This window comes from Paenibacillus sp. FSL P4-0127 (assembly GCF_038007325.1).
In the GTDB taxonomy this organism is placed as follows: Bacteria; Bacillota; Bacilli; order Paenibacillales; family Paenibacillaceae; genus Fontibacillus; species Fontibacillus macerans.
Genome location: NZ_JBBOWY010000001.1, coordinates 2,022,250 through 2,039,146 on the forward strand (window position 1 = coordinate 2,022,250; position 16,897 = coordinate 2,039,146).

Sequence of the window (16,897 nt, forward strand, 5' to 3'; positions counted from 1 at the left end):
AGGCCATGTCAATATCCAATTATGAAACGGTGATCGGGCTGGAGGTGCACGTGGAGCTGCATACGAAAACGAAAATTTTCTGCGGCTGTTCCACCGAGTTCGGCGCACCGCCGAACACGCATACCTGCCCGGTATGTCTCGGGCATCCCGGCGTTCTGCCCGTGCTGAACCGCCAGGCCGTCGACTACGCGATGAAGGCGGCGATGGCGCTGAACTGCGAAATCGGCGATGTAAGCAAATTCGACCGCAAAAATTACTTCTACCCCGACTCGCCGAAAGCTTATCAAATTTCGCAATACGATCAGCCGATCGGCTTGAACGGATATATCGATATCGAAGTGGACGGGCGGACGAAACGGATCGGCATTACCCGCTTGCACCTGGAGGAGGATGCCGGCAAGCTGACGCATGTTGACGGCGGGTTCGCCTCGCTGGTCGACTTTAACCGCGTCGGTACGCCGCTGATTGAAATCGTGTCCGAGCCGGACATTTCCTCGCCGGAGGAAGCCAGAGCTTATCTGGAGAAGCTGCGGGCGATCATGCTGTATTGCGAAGTGTCCGACGTGAAGATGGAAGAAGGCTCGATGCGCTGCGACGCCAACATCAGCTTGCGTCCGCACGGGCAGCAGGAGTTCGGCACCCGGGCCGAACTCAAAAACATGAACTCGTTCCGCGGCGTGGTCCGCGGGCTGGAATACGAGCAGCTTCGCCAGGCCGAGATCTTGGACGAGGGCGGAGAAGTCGTACAGGAAACGCGCCGTTGGGACGAGTCCCAAGCCAAGACATTTTCGATGCGCGGCAAAGAGGAGGCGCATGACTATCGTTACTTCCCGGACCCGGATCTCGTGACTTTGCATATCGACCAAGCCTGGAAGGACCGGATCCGCGCCTCGATTCCCGAGCTGCCCGATGCGCGGAAGGCGCGGTACACTGCGGAATACGGGCTGCCGGAATATGACGCCGGCGTCATCACGTCTTCCAAGGCGCTGGCCGATCTGTTCGAGAACAGCCTGGAATATACGAAGGACGCCAAAGCGGTATCCAACTGGATCATGGGCGATTTGCTCGGCTTTTTGAACACCAACGGCCTGGAGCTGGCTGATGTGAATTTGACAGGGCAAGGGCTTGGCGAAATGATCGGGCTGCTGGAAAAAGGCACGATCAGCTCGAAGATCGCCAAAACCGTATTCAAGGAAATGCTGCAAAGCGGCAAGCTGCCGCAGCAGATCGTCGAGGAGCAGGGCCTTGTGCAAATCAGCGACGAAGGCGCGATCAAGGCGATCGTGGACGAGGTGATCGCGGCCAATCCGGCTTCCGTCGAAGACTACAAGGCGGGCAAGGAGAAGGCGATCGGCTTCCTGGTCGGCCAGGTGATGAAGCAAAGCAAAGGGAAAGCGAACCCGGGGCTTGTCAACAAGCTGCTGGTGGAAGCGCTGAAAGGATAAGCAAGCCGGATTGCGGGCGGCCGGCGGCGAGCGAAGCAAGCTGAGTCCGGAACCGCACGGCTGGGGGGGAAATTCGATGATCGCGAGATTGCCGCTGGAGGAAGCCGATATCGTGGAGCAAATCTGGAGCCTGCAGCATCAAGCCTACAGGCTGGAGACCAGAGCCGTAGGGCTTGCGGAGGCTCCGCCCCTGCCGGATACGTTCGATTCGATCCGGAGCAGCGGGGATGCTTATTACGGCGTGCTGTCGGAAGACGGGGAGCTGCTGGGGGCCGCCGCCGTTCGCAGCGAAGCTCCCGGCACATTGGATATCACCCGCCTGATGGTGCACCCCGAACGCTTGCGGCAGGGCATCGGCTCCTCCCTGGTGCGGTACGTCCTTGACAACCATCCGGAAGCGAAGCGGTTTACGGTGGCGGCCAGCTCGCAAAACGCCCCGGCGGTCGCTCTATACCGCCGCTGCGGCTTTGTGCCGGGCGAAACGGTCCGCTCCGCCGCCGGCGTGGAACTGACGCTATTCCGTTTGGAAAGATAAATGGGTTACGGCTAATTAAATATCCTGTGGCATGGGGATTGCCGGAACCTCGTCAAAGCGCGGGTGACAGGAGCTAAAGCGGCTTCTGGCACCCGGCGCTTTTTCTTTTTCTCCGCCTTTTCCGCGGGTTCTTTTCGGGCGGGCCCATTTCATCCCATGTTACAGGCAGAGGCGATATCGGTTATTATTAAAAGATAAGGGTACTCCCGTACGGATATGACAGGCTCATAGAAAGGGGGAGGGAGAGATGACGCCGGATATGATGCCGATGCAGCCGCCGGCCGGGCCTGAGCGGACAAAAGGCTACAAGCCGCGGCAGCGTAAACGCAAAGCGATCGCCTGTTTGCTGTCCGCTCTGTTTCCGGGTTTGGGCCATTTGTATTTGCGCCTGTTTTTCCGGGCTATCGCTTTTATTTATTTTGTGCTTATCGACGCGTCCGCACTGATTTACTTTTCTTCCGTGCGGATGGCGATTAACGTACCGCTGCTTGTGTTGCTGGGATTGCTGATTCCGGCCGCTTATTTTTACAGCATTTATGACGTGCTTCAATCCACCGACGCGCTGAACGCCCGTATGAGAAGAGAGCCGGAAGCGCACGGGGAGCGGCCGCCGGAAGCGGGCCGGAACCCGGGCTCGGGGCTGGGCCAGGGGATTCGCGCAAGCATCCTGCTGGTTGGCGGAGGCACCCTGATGTTTTTGCTCCGGCAAAAGCCGGTTTGGCTGCAGGATTTGATTCAATACGGCGCGGAGTATATCGTAGCGGCCGCTTTGATCATGACGGCGCTGATTATGATGGTCCGCGAAGGGCGGCGCCGTTATTGGCGTTCGGGGCGTTTGACGGCTGCTGCGCTGCTCCTGTCGGTTGCCGTTCTTTTGCTGCTCGACAAGTTTACCGGCCTGGACGATATGCTGCTCCTTCGCAAGTGGTGGCCGCTCCTGTTCGTGTTTTGGGGGCTGGAGCATATTTTGACCCTGGTCTGGAACTTTCGGAAAAAGCTCCGTCCGCAGCGCCTGCTGCGGGTGGATGCCCAGGGGCTGTTGCTCTCCATGTTTATTTCTTTTTCCGTGTTTGCCGTGACCCAGCAGGATCACTACATGCACCTCTGGAACCGGGTAAGCCTCGATTTGACGGCGGCCGGGACGGAATACAGCGCTCAGGAGGGCTACCGGGTCGAGAAGCCGGAGCTTGAAATCCCGATCGACCTGGATACCGGCAAAATCGCGATCGACGGAATCAACGGGGATATCGAAGTGAAAAAGGCGAGCATTGAAAATGTCATCGTCAAATATACGGTTTGGGTGGATCAACTGGGAACGGAGGATGCCCGGAAAATCGCCGCCGGGACGTCCGTTGCCGCGAATGAAGGGAGCACGCTGGGGCTCTCCGTGCAGGACAAGGCGTACGGGGAGAGCGGCCGGCGCCACCCGCGCGTGGATCTGACCGTCGTGCTGCCGGAAAACCGCTTTTTGGATTTGGATATTTCCACCTCCAGCGGCGGCATTACGCTGACGGGGGTTCAGGCCATGAAGCAGGTCAAGCTGCAGACCGGAAACGGGGATTTGCGCCTGTGGGACGTCATCGGCGATGTCTCGGCGAAAACGCTGAACGGCGATATTGAACTGTACCGGATTTTCGGCGACGCCCAGGTTGACACCCAAGGAGGGAATGTCAAGGGCAGAGGAATTACCGGAAAAGCTTCCTTGTCCACCCTCGTTGGCGATATTACGCTGACGGAGGCGCAGGACGCGATTAAAACGAACACGAAAAACGGGAATATTCGCGTGGACGGCGTGCCGTCCGAGCTTCAGGCCGAATCCTTGAACGGCAAAGTGCATATTTCTTCCTCGTCGGTGGGGGGAGACTGGGACGTGTACAGCGCGGTCGGGGAAATACGCTTCGATCTTCCGGAGGTTGGCGACTACACTTTGGAAGGTTCCAGCGGATATGGGGATATTTTTACCGAAATGCCGTTTACCGTAGAGGATAAGGAAATTAAAGGAGCCGTCGGCACCGGCAAATACCGGGTGAAAGTCGATGGGAACAGCAATTTGATCGTGAACCGGAACTGAAGATTTTGCAAAATAGTTCTTTTGTTCGGGAAGGCCTGGTTTATACTGCGTTGACAAAAGTTTTATCCTAAACGTACAATAAAATTACAGATTCTTGGAAAGTTGCTTGATCTGGAATGAGCTTATTTAAAGGCGGTGGACCTATTGACAACGCGCGTACAGCATGCTTTGGAGCAGCTGAAAAATAACGGTGTCCGCATTACGCCGCAGCGTCACGCCATACTCACTTATCTTATGGAATCGCTGAGCCATCCTACTGCGGATGAAATCTACCGCTCCTTGGAACCCCGTTTTCCGAACATGAGCGTGGCGACGGTATATAATAATTTGAAAATGTTAATGGAAGCAGGTATGGTCCGCGAGCTGACCTATGGTGACAATTCGAGCCGCTTTGATGCCGATGTATCCGACCATTACCATGTGATTTGCGAACGATGCGGCAAAATCAAGGATTTCAGCTACCCTTCGCTGGAGGATGTGGAGCGCAAAGCGGAGGAAGCGACCGGGTTTCAAATCCGCGGCCATCGGCTGGAGCTGTACGGTGTTTGCAGCGAATGCCGGATGGAACATTGATATAGCGAGTTGTTTGCCTGCGGGTTTTGTATAACGTGCGGGATTCCTTGGGGAATTCTTCACGTTTTTATTTTTAGCAAGCAGCGGGGAAATCTAGTATGCGGAGGTAGGGCATTGAGGAGCAGGAAAAGCACTTATCGCAGAAAAAGACGCGGCGGCAAGCTGAAATGGTGGTTTGGACTTGTAATTGTGATTGCAGGCATCTATTGGGCGGCTACGGCATTGCTGCCTAACCGCAGCCATGTCAACCCGGAATGGTACGGGAAGGTGGAGAAACCGATATTCCTCGGCGGGGAGCTGTTGGACGGTTCGGCCTTGGGTGAGGGGGACGGTTTGAAGCTGCCGCTCCCTGTCATTCAATCGGCCATTGATCCGAATGTTAGGTATGAAGAGGGGACGAAATCCGTTATTCTGACCACGCCGCGGAAGCTGGTTTTCCTTAAGGCGAATGAAAAGATCGCCAAAATCAACAACAAGCCGACGGAGCTGCTGTTTGCTCCGGAGGAGAAGGACGGGGTTCTGTACCTGCCGGCTCATCTGCTTGCGGAGATTTACGGAGCCGAAGTGCAGGAAGACCCGGAATCGGGAGCCGTCTTGCTGGCCAAAGCGGGGGAGAGCGTGCAGCAGGCCAGCGTGCAGACGTCATCGCGGGACAAGGATGCCACGGTGCCGCTGCGCACGGGGCCGAACATTCAACAGCCGATCCTGGCGGATATGAAGCCGGATACCGAGCTGCGCATCCTGCAGTCGGCCGATGATTGGTATTATGTCCAGATGAACAACGGCTATACGGGATATGTACGCCATAAGAACGTGCTCGTCGGGGAGAAGAGGACGGTTCCGGAACTGAAGCTGGAGCTCTCTGCGGACAAGCAAAAGCGCATGTCCAAGAAGATCAGCATGACCTGGGAGGCCGTATATCAAGTCGCACCCAATCCCGCCTCCATCGGCAAGCTGCCGGGCGTGAATGTGGTGAGCCCGACCTGGTTTTCGCTGGCGGACAATGAAGGGAATGTGCAAAGCAAGGCCGACATCGCGTATGTGAAATGGGCTCATGCCCAAGGGATGCAGGTGTGGGGGCTGTTCAGCAACAGCTTTGATCCGGACCGGACGACGGAAGCGCTGGCGAATTTCGACCGGCGGCTGACGACCATTTTGCAAATGCTTCATTACGCCCAAATTTACGATCTGGACGGAATTAATATCGACTATGAAAACGTATATACCGAGGACAAGGAAAATCTGATCCAATTCGTTCGCGAGCTGCGCCCGCTCGCCGAGGAGCAGGGACTGATCGTCTCGATCGACGTCACCCCGAAATCGAACAGCGAGATGTGGTCTGCTTTTCTGGACCGCGCGAAGCTTGGGGAAGCCGTGGACTATATGATATTAATGGCTTATGACGAGCATTGGGCGGCCAGCCCGGTTTCCGGCTCGGTTGCTTCGCTCCCGTGGGCCGAATCCTCCGCGACCCGGATTTTGCAGGAGGATGGTGTTCCTCCAGAGAAGCTGATCCTCGGCGTTCCGCTCTATACGCGGATCTGGACGGAAACCGAAAAAGACGGCAAAACGGAAGTCAGCTCGAAAGCGATCGGCATGAAGCGGGCTCAGGAAATTATCGCCGAAAAGAAGCTGAAGCCTCGTCTGGCCGAAGAAACCGGGCAGAATTATGTGGAGTACAGCGATAAGGAAGGTCTGCACCGAATATGGCTGGAGGATGCAACGTCTCTGGCCCGGCGCGTGGAGCTGGCCAAATCGCTTGATCTGGCGGGCATCGCCGCCTGGAACCGAAGTTTTGCTTCGGATGAGGCCTGGGATGTGCTTAGTGGAATCATAGAATAGTTTATAGCAAAAAAGCGGATCGCTTGGGGGGGCGATCCGCTTTTTTGCACTTAATTCTATCCGTTTTTGGCCGTAGTGGCGGTTCCTTGCTGCTCAAGTTGGTCCGCCGTGATATTGGCCTTGGCCGGGTCAAGGGTAAGCATCGTTTTGCAGAACATACAGCGGTCGGTTTTCCCGAGCATTTTGGTTAATTTATGGCATTCCGGACATTCCAGTTGAACGGCCGAGGTCGACAGCATGCCGGCCCAAAAATAGACCGCCAGGCTGCCCAGCATCGAAATTAACCCGATGACCAGGCCGATGCCGGCGACGATTTTGCCGGATTGTCCCCAAAATACGATCCCCGCGGTCCCAAGCACCATCAAACCCATGCCAAGCATGGTCAGCAGCAAACCCCAAAGCCGGAATTCATTGATTTTACTTGATTTAAAAAACATCGGGCAAACCTCGATTCCTTATAAACTGCTCCGGTATCTGTGTCCGGCGCGCTCCTGTCCAAAACCTTCGCCAGCCAAAAAAATGCAAGAAGGAAACTTTAACTAGGCGTAGAACTATATTATAACGAATTGGCAGGAATACGCCAAGGTGGGAGGCTATTCGTGGAACCAACCATTTTTTCGATAATGGACGAAGAGAAGGCCGGCCGTCAGGCGATCGGAGCGATCGGATACCGCCAGGACAACGGAAGTTCTCACGACACGCTGCTGCACGATTTCGAGTTTCTGATCCTGGTGGTGCATCATGGATTGGAGGAGCGAGGGATTCGGGTCGAGCATTGCCTAAGCGGTGACGCTCATTATCAGCTTTTGCATCTCGATTGCGGCGACATTGAAGATTGGGTCATTGCCGGAGATAACCGGGAACTGGTCAAATCCTTTTTGCATGGGGAGATTATTTGGGACATTGCCGGGGAATTGGCGGCTTTCCGTTCATATATCAATCAGTTTGAAGACGGCATTAGGGAAAAGCGCAAATTGAAAGAGTTCGCGAAATTCCTTATGATGTACAGCGAAGCCAAGAAGCTCACCGCGGCCCAGGACTTGCTGGATGCGTATTACAGCGTGCTGCAGGCGCTCAAGCATTATGCCCGGATCGAGCTGATCGAGCAGGGGATACTGCCGGAGAGCCGGGTGTGGGAACAGGTGCGGTCCTTAAACTCGGTCGTTTACAAATTGTTCGACGAGCTGACGGATAATTCGGAGACGCTGGAGCAGCGCATCCAACTCGTTCTGCTAGCTTGCGAGTTCTCTTTGACAAGCAAAATGGAAAGCTGCTGTTCGCCGCTCTTGCGCATATTAGGCAGCCGCAAGGAAGCCTGGAGCATTCAGGAACTGATGCAGCTTCCCGAACTTGTTCATGTGAAGGACGAACTTCCCCTCGTGCTTCGAAGATTGGTGTATAGGGGGCTGATAAAGGAGTCCGCCAAGACCCAAAAAGAAAGCAAAGGGGAACAACGCGAATTGCGGTATTGGGTTTAAAAAGGCCGTTTGAAGTTCCTATATAATTCCTGCAACTTAGGGGGTTGACTCCTGGCTTGAATCTGTGATACATTATATCTCGCCCTTAAAAAGGCAACGAAGTTTTGAAGCGTCAATCGGCATTATGCCGAAGATTTCTTTAAAAAAACTTCTTGACTTAATAAAGGCTGATGTGATATATTAAAAAGGTCGCTGCTGAAATGAAATTAGCGACAAAATAAGATGAGATTGAGCTCGGCGTTATGCCGAATTGAATATCATCATGAATGGTTTGATCTTTGAAAACTGAACAACGAGTGAGTATTAAATGAGAATTAAAATTCTCGTCAGTTTTTCTAAATGAGCAAGTCAAACAACCTTTATTGGAGAGTTTGATCCTGGCTCAGGACGAACGCTGGCGGCGTGCCTAATACATGCAAGTCGAGCGGAGTTAATCGGGAGCTTGCTCCTGATTAACTTAGCGGCGGACGGGTGAGTAACACGTAGGCAACCTGCCCGTAAGACCGGGATAACTACCGGAAACGGTAGCTAATACCGGATAATCAAGCTTCTCGCATGAGAGGCTTGGGAAAGGCGGTTCTGAATTTATTCAGGGCTGTCACTTACGGATGGGCCTGCGGCGCATTAGCTAGTTGGTGGGGTAACGGCTCACCAAGGCGACGATGCGTAGCCGACCTGAGAGGGTGAACGGCCACACTGGGACTGAGACACGGCCCAGACTCCTACGGGAGGCAGCAGTAGGGAATCTTCCGCAATGGACGAAAGTCTGACGGAGCAACGCCGCGTGAGTGATGAAGGTTTTCGGATCGTAAAGCTCTGTTGCCAGGGAAGAACGTCTTCTGGAGTAACTGCCAGGAGAGTGACGGTACCTGAGAAGAAAGCCCCGGCTAACTACGTGCCAGCAGCCGCGGTAATACGTAGGGGGCAAGCGTTGTCCGGAATTATTGGGCGTAAAGCGCGCGCAGGCGGCTGTTTAAGTCTGGTGTATAATCCTGGGGCTCAACTCCGGGTCGCACTGGAAACTGGACGGCTTGAGTGCAGAAGAGGAGAGTGGAATTCCACGTGTAGCGGTGAAATGCGTAGAGATGTGGAGGAACACCAGTGGCGAAGGCGACTCTCTGGGCTGTAACTGACGCTGAGGCGCGAAAGCGTGGGGAGCAAACAGGATTAGATACCCTGGTAGTCCACGCCGTAAACGATGAGTGCTAGGTGTTAGGGGTTTCGATACCCTTGGTGCCGAAGTAAACACATTAAGCACTCCGCCTGGGGAGTACGGCCGCAAGGCTGAAACTCAAAGGAATTGACGGGGACCCGCACAAGCAGTGGAGTATGTGGTTTAATTCGAAGCAACGCGAAGAACCTTACCAGGTCTTGACATCCCTCTGACCGCTGTAGAGATATGGCTTTCCTTCGGGACAGAGGAGACAGGTGGTGCATGGTTGTCGTCAGCTCGTGTCGTGAGATGTTGGGTTAAGTCCCGCAACGAGCGCAACCCTTGACTTTAGTTGCCAGCAAGTGAAGTTGGGCACTCTAGAGTGACTGCCGGTGACAAACCGGAGGAAGGTGGGGATGACGTCAAATCATCATGCCCCTTATGACCTGGGCTACACACGTACTACAATGGCCGGTACAACGGGAAGCGAAGTCGTGAGATGGAGCGAATCCTAGAAAAGCCGGTCTCAGTTCGGATTGCAGGCTGCAACTCGCCTGCATGAAGTCGGAATTGCTAGTAATCGCGGATCAGCATGCCGCGGTGAATACGTTCCCGGGTCTTGTACACACCGCCCGTCACACCACGAGAGTTTACAACACCCGAAGTCGGTGAGGTAACCGCAAGGGGCCAGCCGCCGAAGGTGGGGTAGATGATTGGGGTGAAGTCGTAACAAGGTAGCCGTATCGGAAGGTGCGGCTGGATCACCTCCTTTCTATGGAGAATCGCTTCCTGCGATGGAAGCATTCAAATAGCTAACTTAGGTTAGCGAACTTACTCACTCGTTGGTCAGTTTTGAGAGTTCAAACTCTCATGCGTTTGGTGATGATGGCGGAGGGGTTCCACGCGTACCCATCCCGAACACGACCGTTAAGCCCTCCAGCGCCGATGGTACTTGGACCGAAGGGTCCTGGGAGAGTAGGACGTCGCCAAGCGCAGCCCATTTTTGGGTGCATAAATAAATATTGTTATGGGCCCTTAGCTCAGTTGGTTAGAGCGCACCCCTGATAAGGGTGAGGTCGGTGGTTCGAGTCCACTAGGGCCCACCATAAATCCCATAACATGTGCTGCATTTTTTGGTAGAAGTCGCCGATAATTCATTCGGAATCGCCTTCACAGCAGGTGTTAATTTTGGGATAAATCTATGGGGCCATAGCTCAGCTGGGAGAGCGCCTGCCTTGCAAGCAGGAGGTCAGGAGTTCGATCCTCCTTGGCTCCACCATACTTTATTGTTTCCAACACTTACCGGTTGAACGGTAAGGCAGGAGATGATAAGATATTCTTCCGCCGGTAAAACGGCGAAGAAACTTGATCCTTGAAAACTGGATAACGAAACGAAATTTGCGTTTTAGAACAATCCTTTTAGCTGAACTTGTGTCAACACAAGTGAAGATATTAGTGGTTTGATATTTTCCTTCGGGAAAAATCATGGTTAAGCTACTAAGAGCACACGGAGGATGCCTAGGCGCTAGGAGCCGAAGAAGGACGTGGCGAACAACGAAACTGCCTCGGGGAGCTGTAAGCAAGCATCGATCCGGGGATGTCCGAATGGGGAAACCCGGCTGGGGTAATACCTAGTCACTCATCACTGAATCCATAGGTGGTGAAGAGGCATACCAGGGGAACTGAAACATCTAAGTACCCTGAGGAAGAGAAAACAATAGTGATTCCGTCAGTAGCGGCGAGCGAACGCGGATTAGCCTAAACCGAAGAGCTTGCTCTTCGGGGTTGTGGGACGTCTCACATGGAGTTACAAAGGCGGAGGTTAGACGAACAGGTCTGGAAAGGCCGGCCAGAGAAGGTAAAAGCCCTGTAATCGAAAGTCTCCGCCCTCCGAGACGGATCCCGAGTAGTGCGGGGCACGTGAAACCCCGTATGAATCCGCCAGGACCATCTGGTAAGGCTAAATACTCCCTAGCGACCGATAGTGAAGCAGTACCGTGAGGGAAAGGTGAAAAGCACCCCGGAAGGGGAGTGAAAGAGAACCTGAAACCGTGTGCTTACAAGAAGTCAGAGCCCTCTATATGGGTGATGGCGTGCCTTTTGTAGAATGAACCGGCGAGTTACGTTTGCAAGCAAGGTTAAGCTGAGAAAGCGGAGCCGCAGCGAAAGCGAGTCTGAATAGGGCGAATTTAGTTTGCAGGCGTAGACCCGAAACCGTGTGATCTACCCCTGTCCAGGGTGAAGGTGCGGTAACACGCACTGGAGGCCCGAACCCACGTACGTTGAAAAGTGCGGGGATGAGGTGGGGGTAGCGGAGAAATTCCAATCGAACTCGGAGATAGCTGGTTCTCCCCGAAATAGCTTTAGGGCTAGCCTCGGTGTGACAGTCGTGGAGGTAGAGCACTGATTGGGTGCGGGGCCCGCAAGGGTTACCAAGCTCAGTCAAACTCCGAATGCCATAGACTGATTCACCGGGAGTCAGACAGTGAGTGCTAAGATCCATTGTCAAAAGGGAAACAGCCCAGACCATCAGCTAAGGTCCCCAAGTGTGTGTTAAGTGGGAAAGGATGTGGAGTTGCACAGACAACCAGGATGTTGGCTTAGAAGCAGCCACCATTTAAAGAGTGCGTAATAGCTCACTGGTCGAGTGACTCTGCGCCGAAAATGTAACGGGGCTAAACACACCACCGAAGCTATGGCTTGAATCGACTTCACTGCTTCTTTGAGGCGGTGATAACCAGGTACATTTTTGCCGAAAGCAACCGATGAATATTGTTCAAAGGTTTCGGCCAAATGCACCTCGGGGTTAAACACAGGACTTCGAAGCAGGAGTGAAGTCGATTCAGGGGTAGGGGAGCGTTGTGTATGCGTTGAAGGTGTACCGTAAGGAGCGCTGGAGAGTACACAAGTGAGAATGCCGGTATGAGTAACGAAAAGATCAGTGAGAATCTGATCCGCCGAAAGCCTAAGGGTTCCTGAGGAAGGTTCGTCCGCTCAGGGTAAGTCGGGACCTAAGGCGAGGCCGAAAGGCGTAGTCGAAGGACAACAGGTTGAAATTCCTGTACCACCGTAATCCGCTATGAGCGATGGGGTGACGCAGGAGGGTAGTGACGCGGGGCGATGGAATGCCCCGTCCAAGCAGTGAGGCTGGTGTGTAGGCAAATCCGCACACCGTAAGGCTGGGCTGTGATGGGGAGGGAAAATTTACAGTACCGAAGGTCATGATCTCACACTGCCGAGAAAAGCCTCTAGCCAGGAGAAGGTGCCCGTACCGCAAACCGACACAGGTAGGCGAGAAGAGAATTCTAAGGCGCGCGGAAGAACTCTCGTTAAGGAACTCGGCAAAATGACCCCGTAACTTCGGGAGAAGGGGTGCCCCGGTAGGGTTTATAGCCCGAGGGGGCCGCAGTGAAAAGGCCCAAGCGACTGTTTAGCAAAAACACAGGTCTGTGCGAAGCCGCAAGGCGAAGTATACGGGCTGACGCCTGCCCGGTGCTGGAAGGTTAAGGGGAGCGGTTAGGGGTTAAACCCGAAGCTGTGAACCGAAGCCCCAGTAAACGGCGGCCGTAACTATAACGGTCCTAAGGTAGCGAAATTCCTTGTCAGGTAAATTCTGACCCGCACGAATGGCGTAACGACTTGGGCGCTGTCTCAACGAGAGATCCGGTGAAATTTTAATACCTGTGAAGATGCAGGTTACCCGCGACAAGACGGAAAGACCCCATGGAGCTTTACTGCAGCTTGATATTGGACTTTGATACGATTTGTACAGGATAGGTGGGAGCCTAAGAAGTGGGAGCGCAAGCTTCCATGGAGGCGCCGTTGGGATACCACCCTGATCGTATCGGAGTTCTAACCCGGTACCGTAAGCCGGTACGGGGACCGTGTCAGGCGGGCAGTTTGACTGGGGCGGTCGCCTCCTAAAGAGTAACGGAGGCGCCCCAAGGTTCCCTCAGAATGGTTGGAAATCATTCGCAGAGTGCAAAGGCAAAAGGGAGCTTGACTGCGAGACTGACAAGTCGAGCAGGGACGAAAGTCGGGCTTAGTGATCCGGTGGTACCGCATGGAAGGGCCATCGCTCAACGGATAAAAGCTACCCTGGGGATAACAGGCTTATCTCCCCCAAGAGTCCACATCGACGGGGAGGTTTGGCACCTCGATGTCGGCTCATCGCATCCTGGGGCTGAAGTAGGTCCCAAGGGTTGGGCTGTTCGCCCATTAAAGCGGTACGCGAGCTGGGTTCAGAACGTCGTGAGACAGTTCGGTCCCTATCTGTCGTGGGCGCAGGAAATTTGAGAGGAGCTGTCCTTAGTACGAGAGGACCGGGATGGACGCACCGCTGGTGTACCAGTTGTTCCGCCAGGAGCACAGCTGGGTAGCTAAGTGCGGACGGGATAAGCGCTGAAAGCATCTAAGCGTGAAGCCCCCCTCAAGATGAGATTTCCCAATTAGTAAGACCCCTTGAAGACGACGAGGTTGATAGGCCTGAGGTGGAAGTGCAGCAATGCATGGAGCTGACAGGTACTAATCGGTCGAGGGCTTATCCAAAACTCTACCCACCAAAGTGACGTGAAGCTTCGAAGCTGAGTCCGAGTACTTTGGCGGGGCCCAAAAATATACCCCAAAAAGTGACGCGAGGCTTCGTAGGTAATTCCGATTACTTTTCGGGGACCCCGGGAACTGAATAGGGGCTAACACGCAAATCAAGTTTCGTATCCAGTTTTCAAGGATTAACGCCTTGAAAACTTAATTAATGTTCCCTGATAGCTCAGTCGGTAGAGCACTCGACTGTTAATCGAGTTGTCACAGGTTCGAGTCCTGTTCGGGGAGTCATAGTCCCCAGAAAGTGTGGGTTTGCTTCTAAACTTATACCGATTACTTTCTGGGGGCCCAAAAACACGTGGAGAGGTGTCCGAGTTGGCCGAAGGAGCACGATTGGAAATCGTGTAGGCGTCACAAGCGTCTCGAGGGTTCGAATCCCTCTCTCTCCGCCATAACACCCAAAAAGTGAAGTTATGGCTATGATGGAGTTTCCGATTACTTTTCGGGGGCCCGGCATAAATCATACGGCCCGTTGGTCAAGGGGTTAAGACACCTCCCTTTCACGGAGGTAACAGGGGTTCGAATCCCCTACGGGTCATTGCTTTCTTAATATGTTTCAAATGGGGTTAAGAACCCCTTGGGAAGAGGTTTATTTACAGAAGTACTTGATTTGTTGCTATGTTATCTGGTACAATAAGATTTGTCTTTTCCATGGAGGCTTAGCTCAGCTGGGAGAGCATCTGCCTTACAAGCAGAGGGTCGGGGGTTCGATCCCCTCAGCCTCCACCATATTGTATATAACGACGCGGGGTGGAGCAGCCCGGTAGCTCGTCGGGCTCATAACCCGAAGGCCGCAGGTTCAAATCCTGCCCCCGCAATTAACTCCATAATTAGTAATGAGGAGCTTAGGCTTGCTCGAATCGGTTTGTGGAGTTGGCAATTTATCAGTGTGGAGCCGTGGTGTAGAGGCCTAACATGCCTGCCTGTCACGCAGGAGACCGCGGGTTCGAATCCCGTCGGCTCCGCCATTTATAACTAATTGCAAGGCTCGGTAGCTCAGTCGGTAGAGCAGAGGACTGAAAATCCTCGTGTCGGCGGTTCGATTCCGTCCCGAGCCACCATTAAAAAACAAAAATTAAAAGCCGGTGTAGCTCAATTGGTAGAGCAACTGACTTGTAATCAGTAGGTTGGGGGTTCAAGTCCTCTCGCCGGCACCACGTGGAGGCTTAGCGAAGTGGCCAAACGCAGCAGACTGTAAATCTGTTCTCTGACGAGTTCGGTGGTTCGAATCCATCAGCCTCCACCAGTTTTATCTAATAGGGGCATAGTTTAAAGGTAGAACAGCGGTCTCCAAAACCGTTAGTGTGGGTTCAATTCCTGCTGCCCCTGCCAGTTTTGAAACTTGAATAATATGGCGGTCGTGGCGAAGTGGTTAACGCACCGGATTGTGGCTCCGGCATTCGTGGGTTCGATCCCCATCGATCGCCCCATATTTCAACTTTATTGGGGATTAGCCAAGCGGTAAGGCAACGGACTTTGACTCCGTCATGCATAGGTTCGAATCCTATATCCCCAGCCATTTATAAGCGGACGTGGCTCAGCGGTAGAGCATCGCCTTGCCAAGGCGAGGGTCGCGGGTTCGATTCCCGTCGTCCGCTCCATTTTTATCTTTGGCGCCATAGCCAAGTGGTAAGGCACAGCTCTGCAAAAGCTTTATCCCCAGTTCGAATCTGGGTGGCGCCTCCATATTTTTATTTGCGGGAGTGGCGGAATCGGCAGACGCACAGGACTTAAAATCCTGCGGTAGGTGACTACCGTACCAGTTCAAGTCTGGTCTTCCGCACTTTGTATATATTTTATATTTGCCGGTGTGGCGGAATTGGCAGACGCGCGCGACTCAAAATCGTGAGGGAAACCGTGGAGGTTCGAGTCCTCTCACCGGCATCAATAACGTATTGGAAGTCCTCTGGAGATTCATCCTGAGGACTTTTTGCATATCGAGACATTCACAGCATAAAGCTAAAGCCTCCAATGAGCGTCCATTCCTTGACAGGAATATTCTGTTTTATGTATATTTTAAGCGACTGATGCAATAAAATATTGGAGTTAGGAGGTAGCCATACAGTGCGATTTCGGGTCTTGAAAGAAGCCCGAGTCGGTGATAACTAGAGAAATGACCACCTTTTATTTTAAGAAAAGAAACGTGCTGTATGGGAAATAGAATCATATGGACACAGCGGTATTAAGCGCACTTGCCGAATCTAACCGTTTACACATTGTTGAATTACTGCGTGAAGGCCCCCTTACTGTCGGGGGAATAACCGATCGCCTTCAGCTGCGGCAGCCTCAAGTATCCAAGCATCTCCGCGTGCTTCTTGATGCAGGAATCGTGGATATGCAGGCAGACGCGAATCGCCGGATTTATCAGCTGCGGCCGGAGCCTTTTCAGGAAATGGACGAATGGCTGGATTCCTATCGTCATATATGGAACGAGAGGTTCGATCGCTTGGATGCTTACCTTCAAGATTTGATGAATCCCAATAATAAACATTAGTAAGAGTAGAACTGGCGGCATTAGGGGTCGTTCCCTTTGCGGCCAGTTTTCCTTTAAGATTAGAAGTTGACAAACACTGAAAATTACTGTAAGTTGCGGCGGACGAGCTTGATGAGCTGATTTCCTGCTATTTGTCGGTTCTTAAACGGATTGATGGTTTTAAATATCCAGCAAGCCGGAGGTTACCGCATTCCACAGGTCGGCATGTTACTGCGGCTCATCGTTCCGCACCAATGAACGCCCCAAGTCAGCAATTTGTGAGAAACGCTCGAACGAGAGAGATGATATAGTATTCCGCAGATATTACTTTAAGTTGGGGAGTTGATCGCAAGAGATCGGGAAGATCATTTTAACTATGCAGCTGTCGCTGGATAGCGTGGTATCGGATGAACACCTGTGGATGATGCTGAGCGAAGAGATTTTAGAGGATTATTTGGAGTATTACAATACGGTAGACACAATCATGGTGGGGAAAAATAGTTACGCCTCACTGGCCGAGTATTGGCAGCAGGCGGAAAATTCGTCCAATGATCTGGAACGGGCGATAGCGCGGCGGATGAACGAAATTCCCAAAGTGGTCATCTCTCATTCCGATGTGGATTTAGTATGGAGAAACTCGGAGCAAATCCTGGTCACAGACGAGGAAACGCTCGCCCGGGAACTGGAAGCGCTGTAATCGGATTGCATTATCAAAAATAATATCA

At 53.2% G+C, this 16,897-nt stretch carries 9 protein-coding genes, 18 tRNA genes and 3 rRNA genes; 29 read left to right on the forward strand and 1 reads right to left on the reverse strand.

Annotated elements, in window-relative coordinates; genetic code table 11:
* Positions 1-5 precede the first annotated feature (5 nt).
* The 5 genes from gatB (at position 6) to NYE74_RS08955 (ending at position 6,466) form a co-directional block, all read left to right on the forward strand.
* On the forward strand, positions 6-1,445 hold the full coding sequence (gene gatB, locus NYE74_RS08935; protein WP_213510906.1) for an Asp-tRNA(Asn)/Glu-tRNA(Gln) amidotransferase subunit GatB: 1,440 nt from the start codon (positions 6-8) through the stop codon (positions 1,443-1,445).
* Between the two features lie 76 nt (positions 1,446-1,521).
* The gene (locus tag NYE74_RS08940; protein ID WP_036627535.1) at positions 1,522-1,980 is read left to right on the forward strand and encodes a GNAT family N-acetyltransferase; all 459 of its coding nucleotides are present in this window, start codon (positions 1,522-1,524) and stop codon (positions 1,978-1,980) included.
* A gap of 247 nt (positions 1,981-2,227) precedes the next feature.
* Positions 2,228-4,051, forward strand: a complete 1,824-nt coding sequence (locus NYE74_RS08945; RefSeq protein ID WP_341004748.1) for a DUF4097 family beta strand repeat-containing protein — start codon at positions 2,228-2,230, stop codon at positions 4,049-4,051.
* A gap of 144 nt (positions 4,052-4,195) precedes the next feature.
* Positions 4,196-4,624 carry a peroxide-responsive transcriptional repressor PerR gene (gene perR, locus NYE74_RS08950; protein WP_036619751.1) on the forward strand — a complete coding sequence of 143 codons (429 nt, stop codon included), beginning with the start codon at positions 4,196-4,198 and terminating at the stop codon, positions 4,622-4,624.
* Between the two features lie 114 nt (positions 4,625-4,738).
* Positions 4,739-6,466, forward strand: a complete 1,728-nt coding sequence (locus NYE74_RS08955; protein WP_155621581.1) for a glycosyl hydrolase family 18 protein — start codon at positions 4,739-4,741, stop codon at positions 6,464-6,466.
* A 56-nt stretch (positions 6,467-6,522) separates the two neighbouring features.
* On the opposite strand, the gene NYE74_RS08960 is transcribed toward NYE74_RS08955, so the two are convergent.
* The gene (locus NYE74_RS08960; RefSeq protein ID WP_036619754.1) at positions 6,523-6,903 is read right to left on the reverse strand and encodes a DUF2614 family zinc ribbon-containing protein; all 381 of its coding nucleotides are present in this window, start codon (positions 6,901-6,903) and stop codon (positions 6,523-6,525) included.
* Between the two features lie 162 nt (positions 6,904-7,065).
* Here NYE74_RS08960 and NYE74_RS08965 point away from each other — a divergent pair, with 162 nt between their 5' ends.
* The 24 genes from NYE74_RS08965 to NYE74_RS09080 all read left to right on the forward strand — a co-directional run bounded on the left by NYE74_RS08965 (position 7,066) and on the right by NYE74_RS09080 (position 16,869).
* A complete protein-coding gene (locus tag NYE74_RS08965) occupies positions 7,066-7,944 on the forward strand; it encodes a nucleotidyltransferase-like protein (RefSeq protein WP_051985256.1) in 879 nt (292 codons plus the stop codon).
* A 359-nt stretch (positions 7,945-8,303) separates the two neighbouring features.
* A 16S ribosomal RNA gene (locus tag NYE74_RS08970) occupies positions 8,304-9,869 on the forward strand.
* 103 nt (positions 9,870-9,972) lie between these two features.
* Positions 9,973-10,089: ribosomal RNA gene (gene rrf / locus NYE74_RS08975) — 5S ribosomal RNA — on the forward strand.
* Between the two features lie 37 nt (positions 10,090-10,126).
* A tRNA-Ile gene (locus NYE74_RS08980) sits at positions 10,127-10,203 on the forward strand.
* A 97-nt stretch (positions 10,204-10,300) separates the two neighbouring features.
* Positions 10,301-10,376: transfer RNA gene (locus NYE74_RS08985), tRNA-Ala, on the forward strand.
* Between the two features lie 208 nt (positions 10,377-10,584).
* Positions 10,585-13,645: ribosomal RNA gene (locus NYE74_RS08990) — 23S ribosomal RNA — on the forward strand.
* The 16S, 23S and 5S rRNA genes sit together here with 18 tRNA genes alongside, the layout of an rRNA operon.
* Before the next feature lie 209 nt (positions 13,646-13,854).
* Positions 13,855-13,927 (forward strand) — tRNA-Asn (locus NYE74_RS08995).
* 72 nt (positions 13,928-13,999) lie between these two features.
* A tRNA-Ser gene (locus NYE74_RS09000) sits at positions 14,000-14,091 on the forward strand.
* 74 nt (positions 14,092-14,165) lie between these two features.
* A tRNA-Glu gene (locus NYE74_RS09005) sits at positions 14,166-14,237 on the forward strand.
* A 115-nt stretch (positions 14,238-14,352) separates the two neighbouring features.
* A tRNA-Val gene (locus NYE74_RS09010) sits at positions 14,353-14,428 on the forward strand.
* 15 nt (positions 14,429-14,443) lie between these two features.
* Positions 14,444-14,517: transfer RNA gene (locus tag NYE74_RS09015), tRNA-Met, on the forward strand.
* Positions 14,518-14,590: 73 nt separating this feature from the next.
* Positions 14,591-14,667, forward strand: a tRNA-Asp gene (locus tag NYE74_RS09020).
* 17 nt (positions 14,668-14,684) lie between these two features.
* Positions 14,685-14,760: transfer RNA gene (locus NYE74_RS09025), tRNA-Phe, on the forward strand.
* 20 nt (positions 14,761-14,780) lie between these two features.
* Positions 14,781-14,856: transfer RNA gene (locus NYE74_RS09030), tRNA-Thr, on the forward strand.
* A gap of 3 nt (positions 14,857-14,859) precedes the next feature.
* Positions 14,860-14,945, forward strand: a tRNA-Tyr gene (locus tag NYE74_RS09035).
* 12 nt (positions 14,946-14,957) lie between these two features.
* Positions 14,958-15,031 (forward strand) — tRNA-Trp (locus tag NYE74_RS09040).
* Positions 15,032-15,053: 22 nt separating this feature from the next.
* Positions 15,054-15,129: transfer RNA gene (locus NYE74_RS09045), tRNA-His, on the forward strand.
* Positions 15,130-15,143: 14 nt separating this feature from the next.
* Positions 15,144-15,218: transfer RNA gene (locus NYE74_RS09050), tRNA-Gln, on the forward strand.
* Positions 15,219-15,225: 7 nt separating this feature from the next.
* Positions 15,226-15,300: transfer RNA gene (locus NYE74_RS09055), tRNA-Gly, on the forward strand.
* An 11-nt stretch (positions 15,301-15,311) separates the two neighbouring features.
* A tRNA-Cys gene (locus NYE74_RS09060) sits at positions 15,312-15,385 on the forward strand.
* An 11-nt stretch (positions 15,386-15,396) separates the two neighbouring features.
* Positions 15,397-15,482: transfer RNA gene (locus NYE74_RS09065), tRNA-Leu, on the forward strand.
* Between the two features lie 21 nt (positions 15,483-15,503).
* Positions 15,504-15,583: transfer RNA gene (locus NYE74_RS09070), tRNA-Leu, on the forward strand.
* A gap of 283 nt (positions 15,584-15,866) precedes the next feature.
* Positions 15,867-16,193, forward strand: a complete 327-nt coding sequence (locus NYE74_RS09075) for an ArsR/SmtB family transcription factor (protein WP_082207673.1) — start codon at positions 15,867-15,869, stop codon at positions 16,191-16,193.
* Between the two features lie 355 nt (positions 16,194-16,548).
* Positions 16,549-16,869 carry a hypothetical protein gene (locus NYE74_RS09080; RefSeq protein WP_051985257.1) on the forward strand — a complete coding sequence of 107 codons (321 nt, stop codon included), beginning with the start codon at positions 16,549-16,551 and terminating at the stop codon, positions 16,867-16,869.
* The last annotated feature ends 28 nt before the right edge of the window (positions 16,870-16,897 follow it).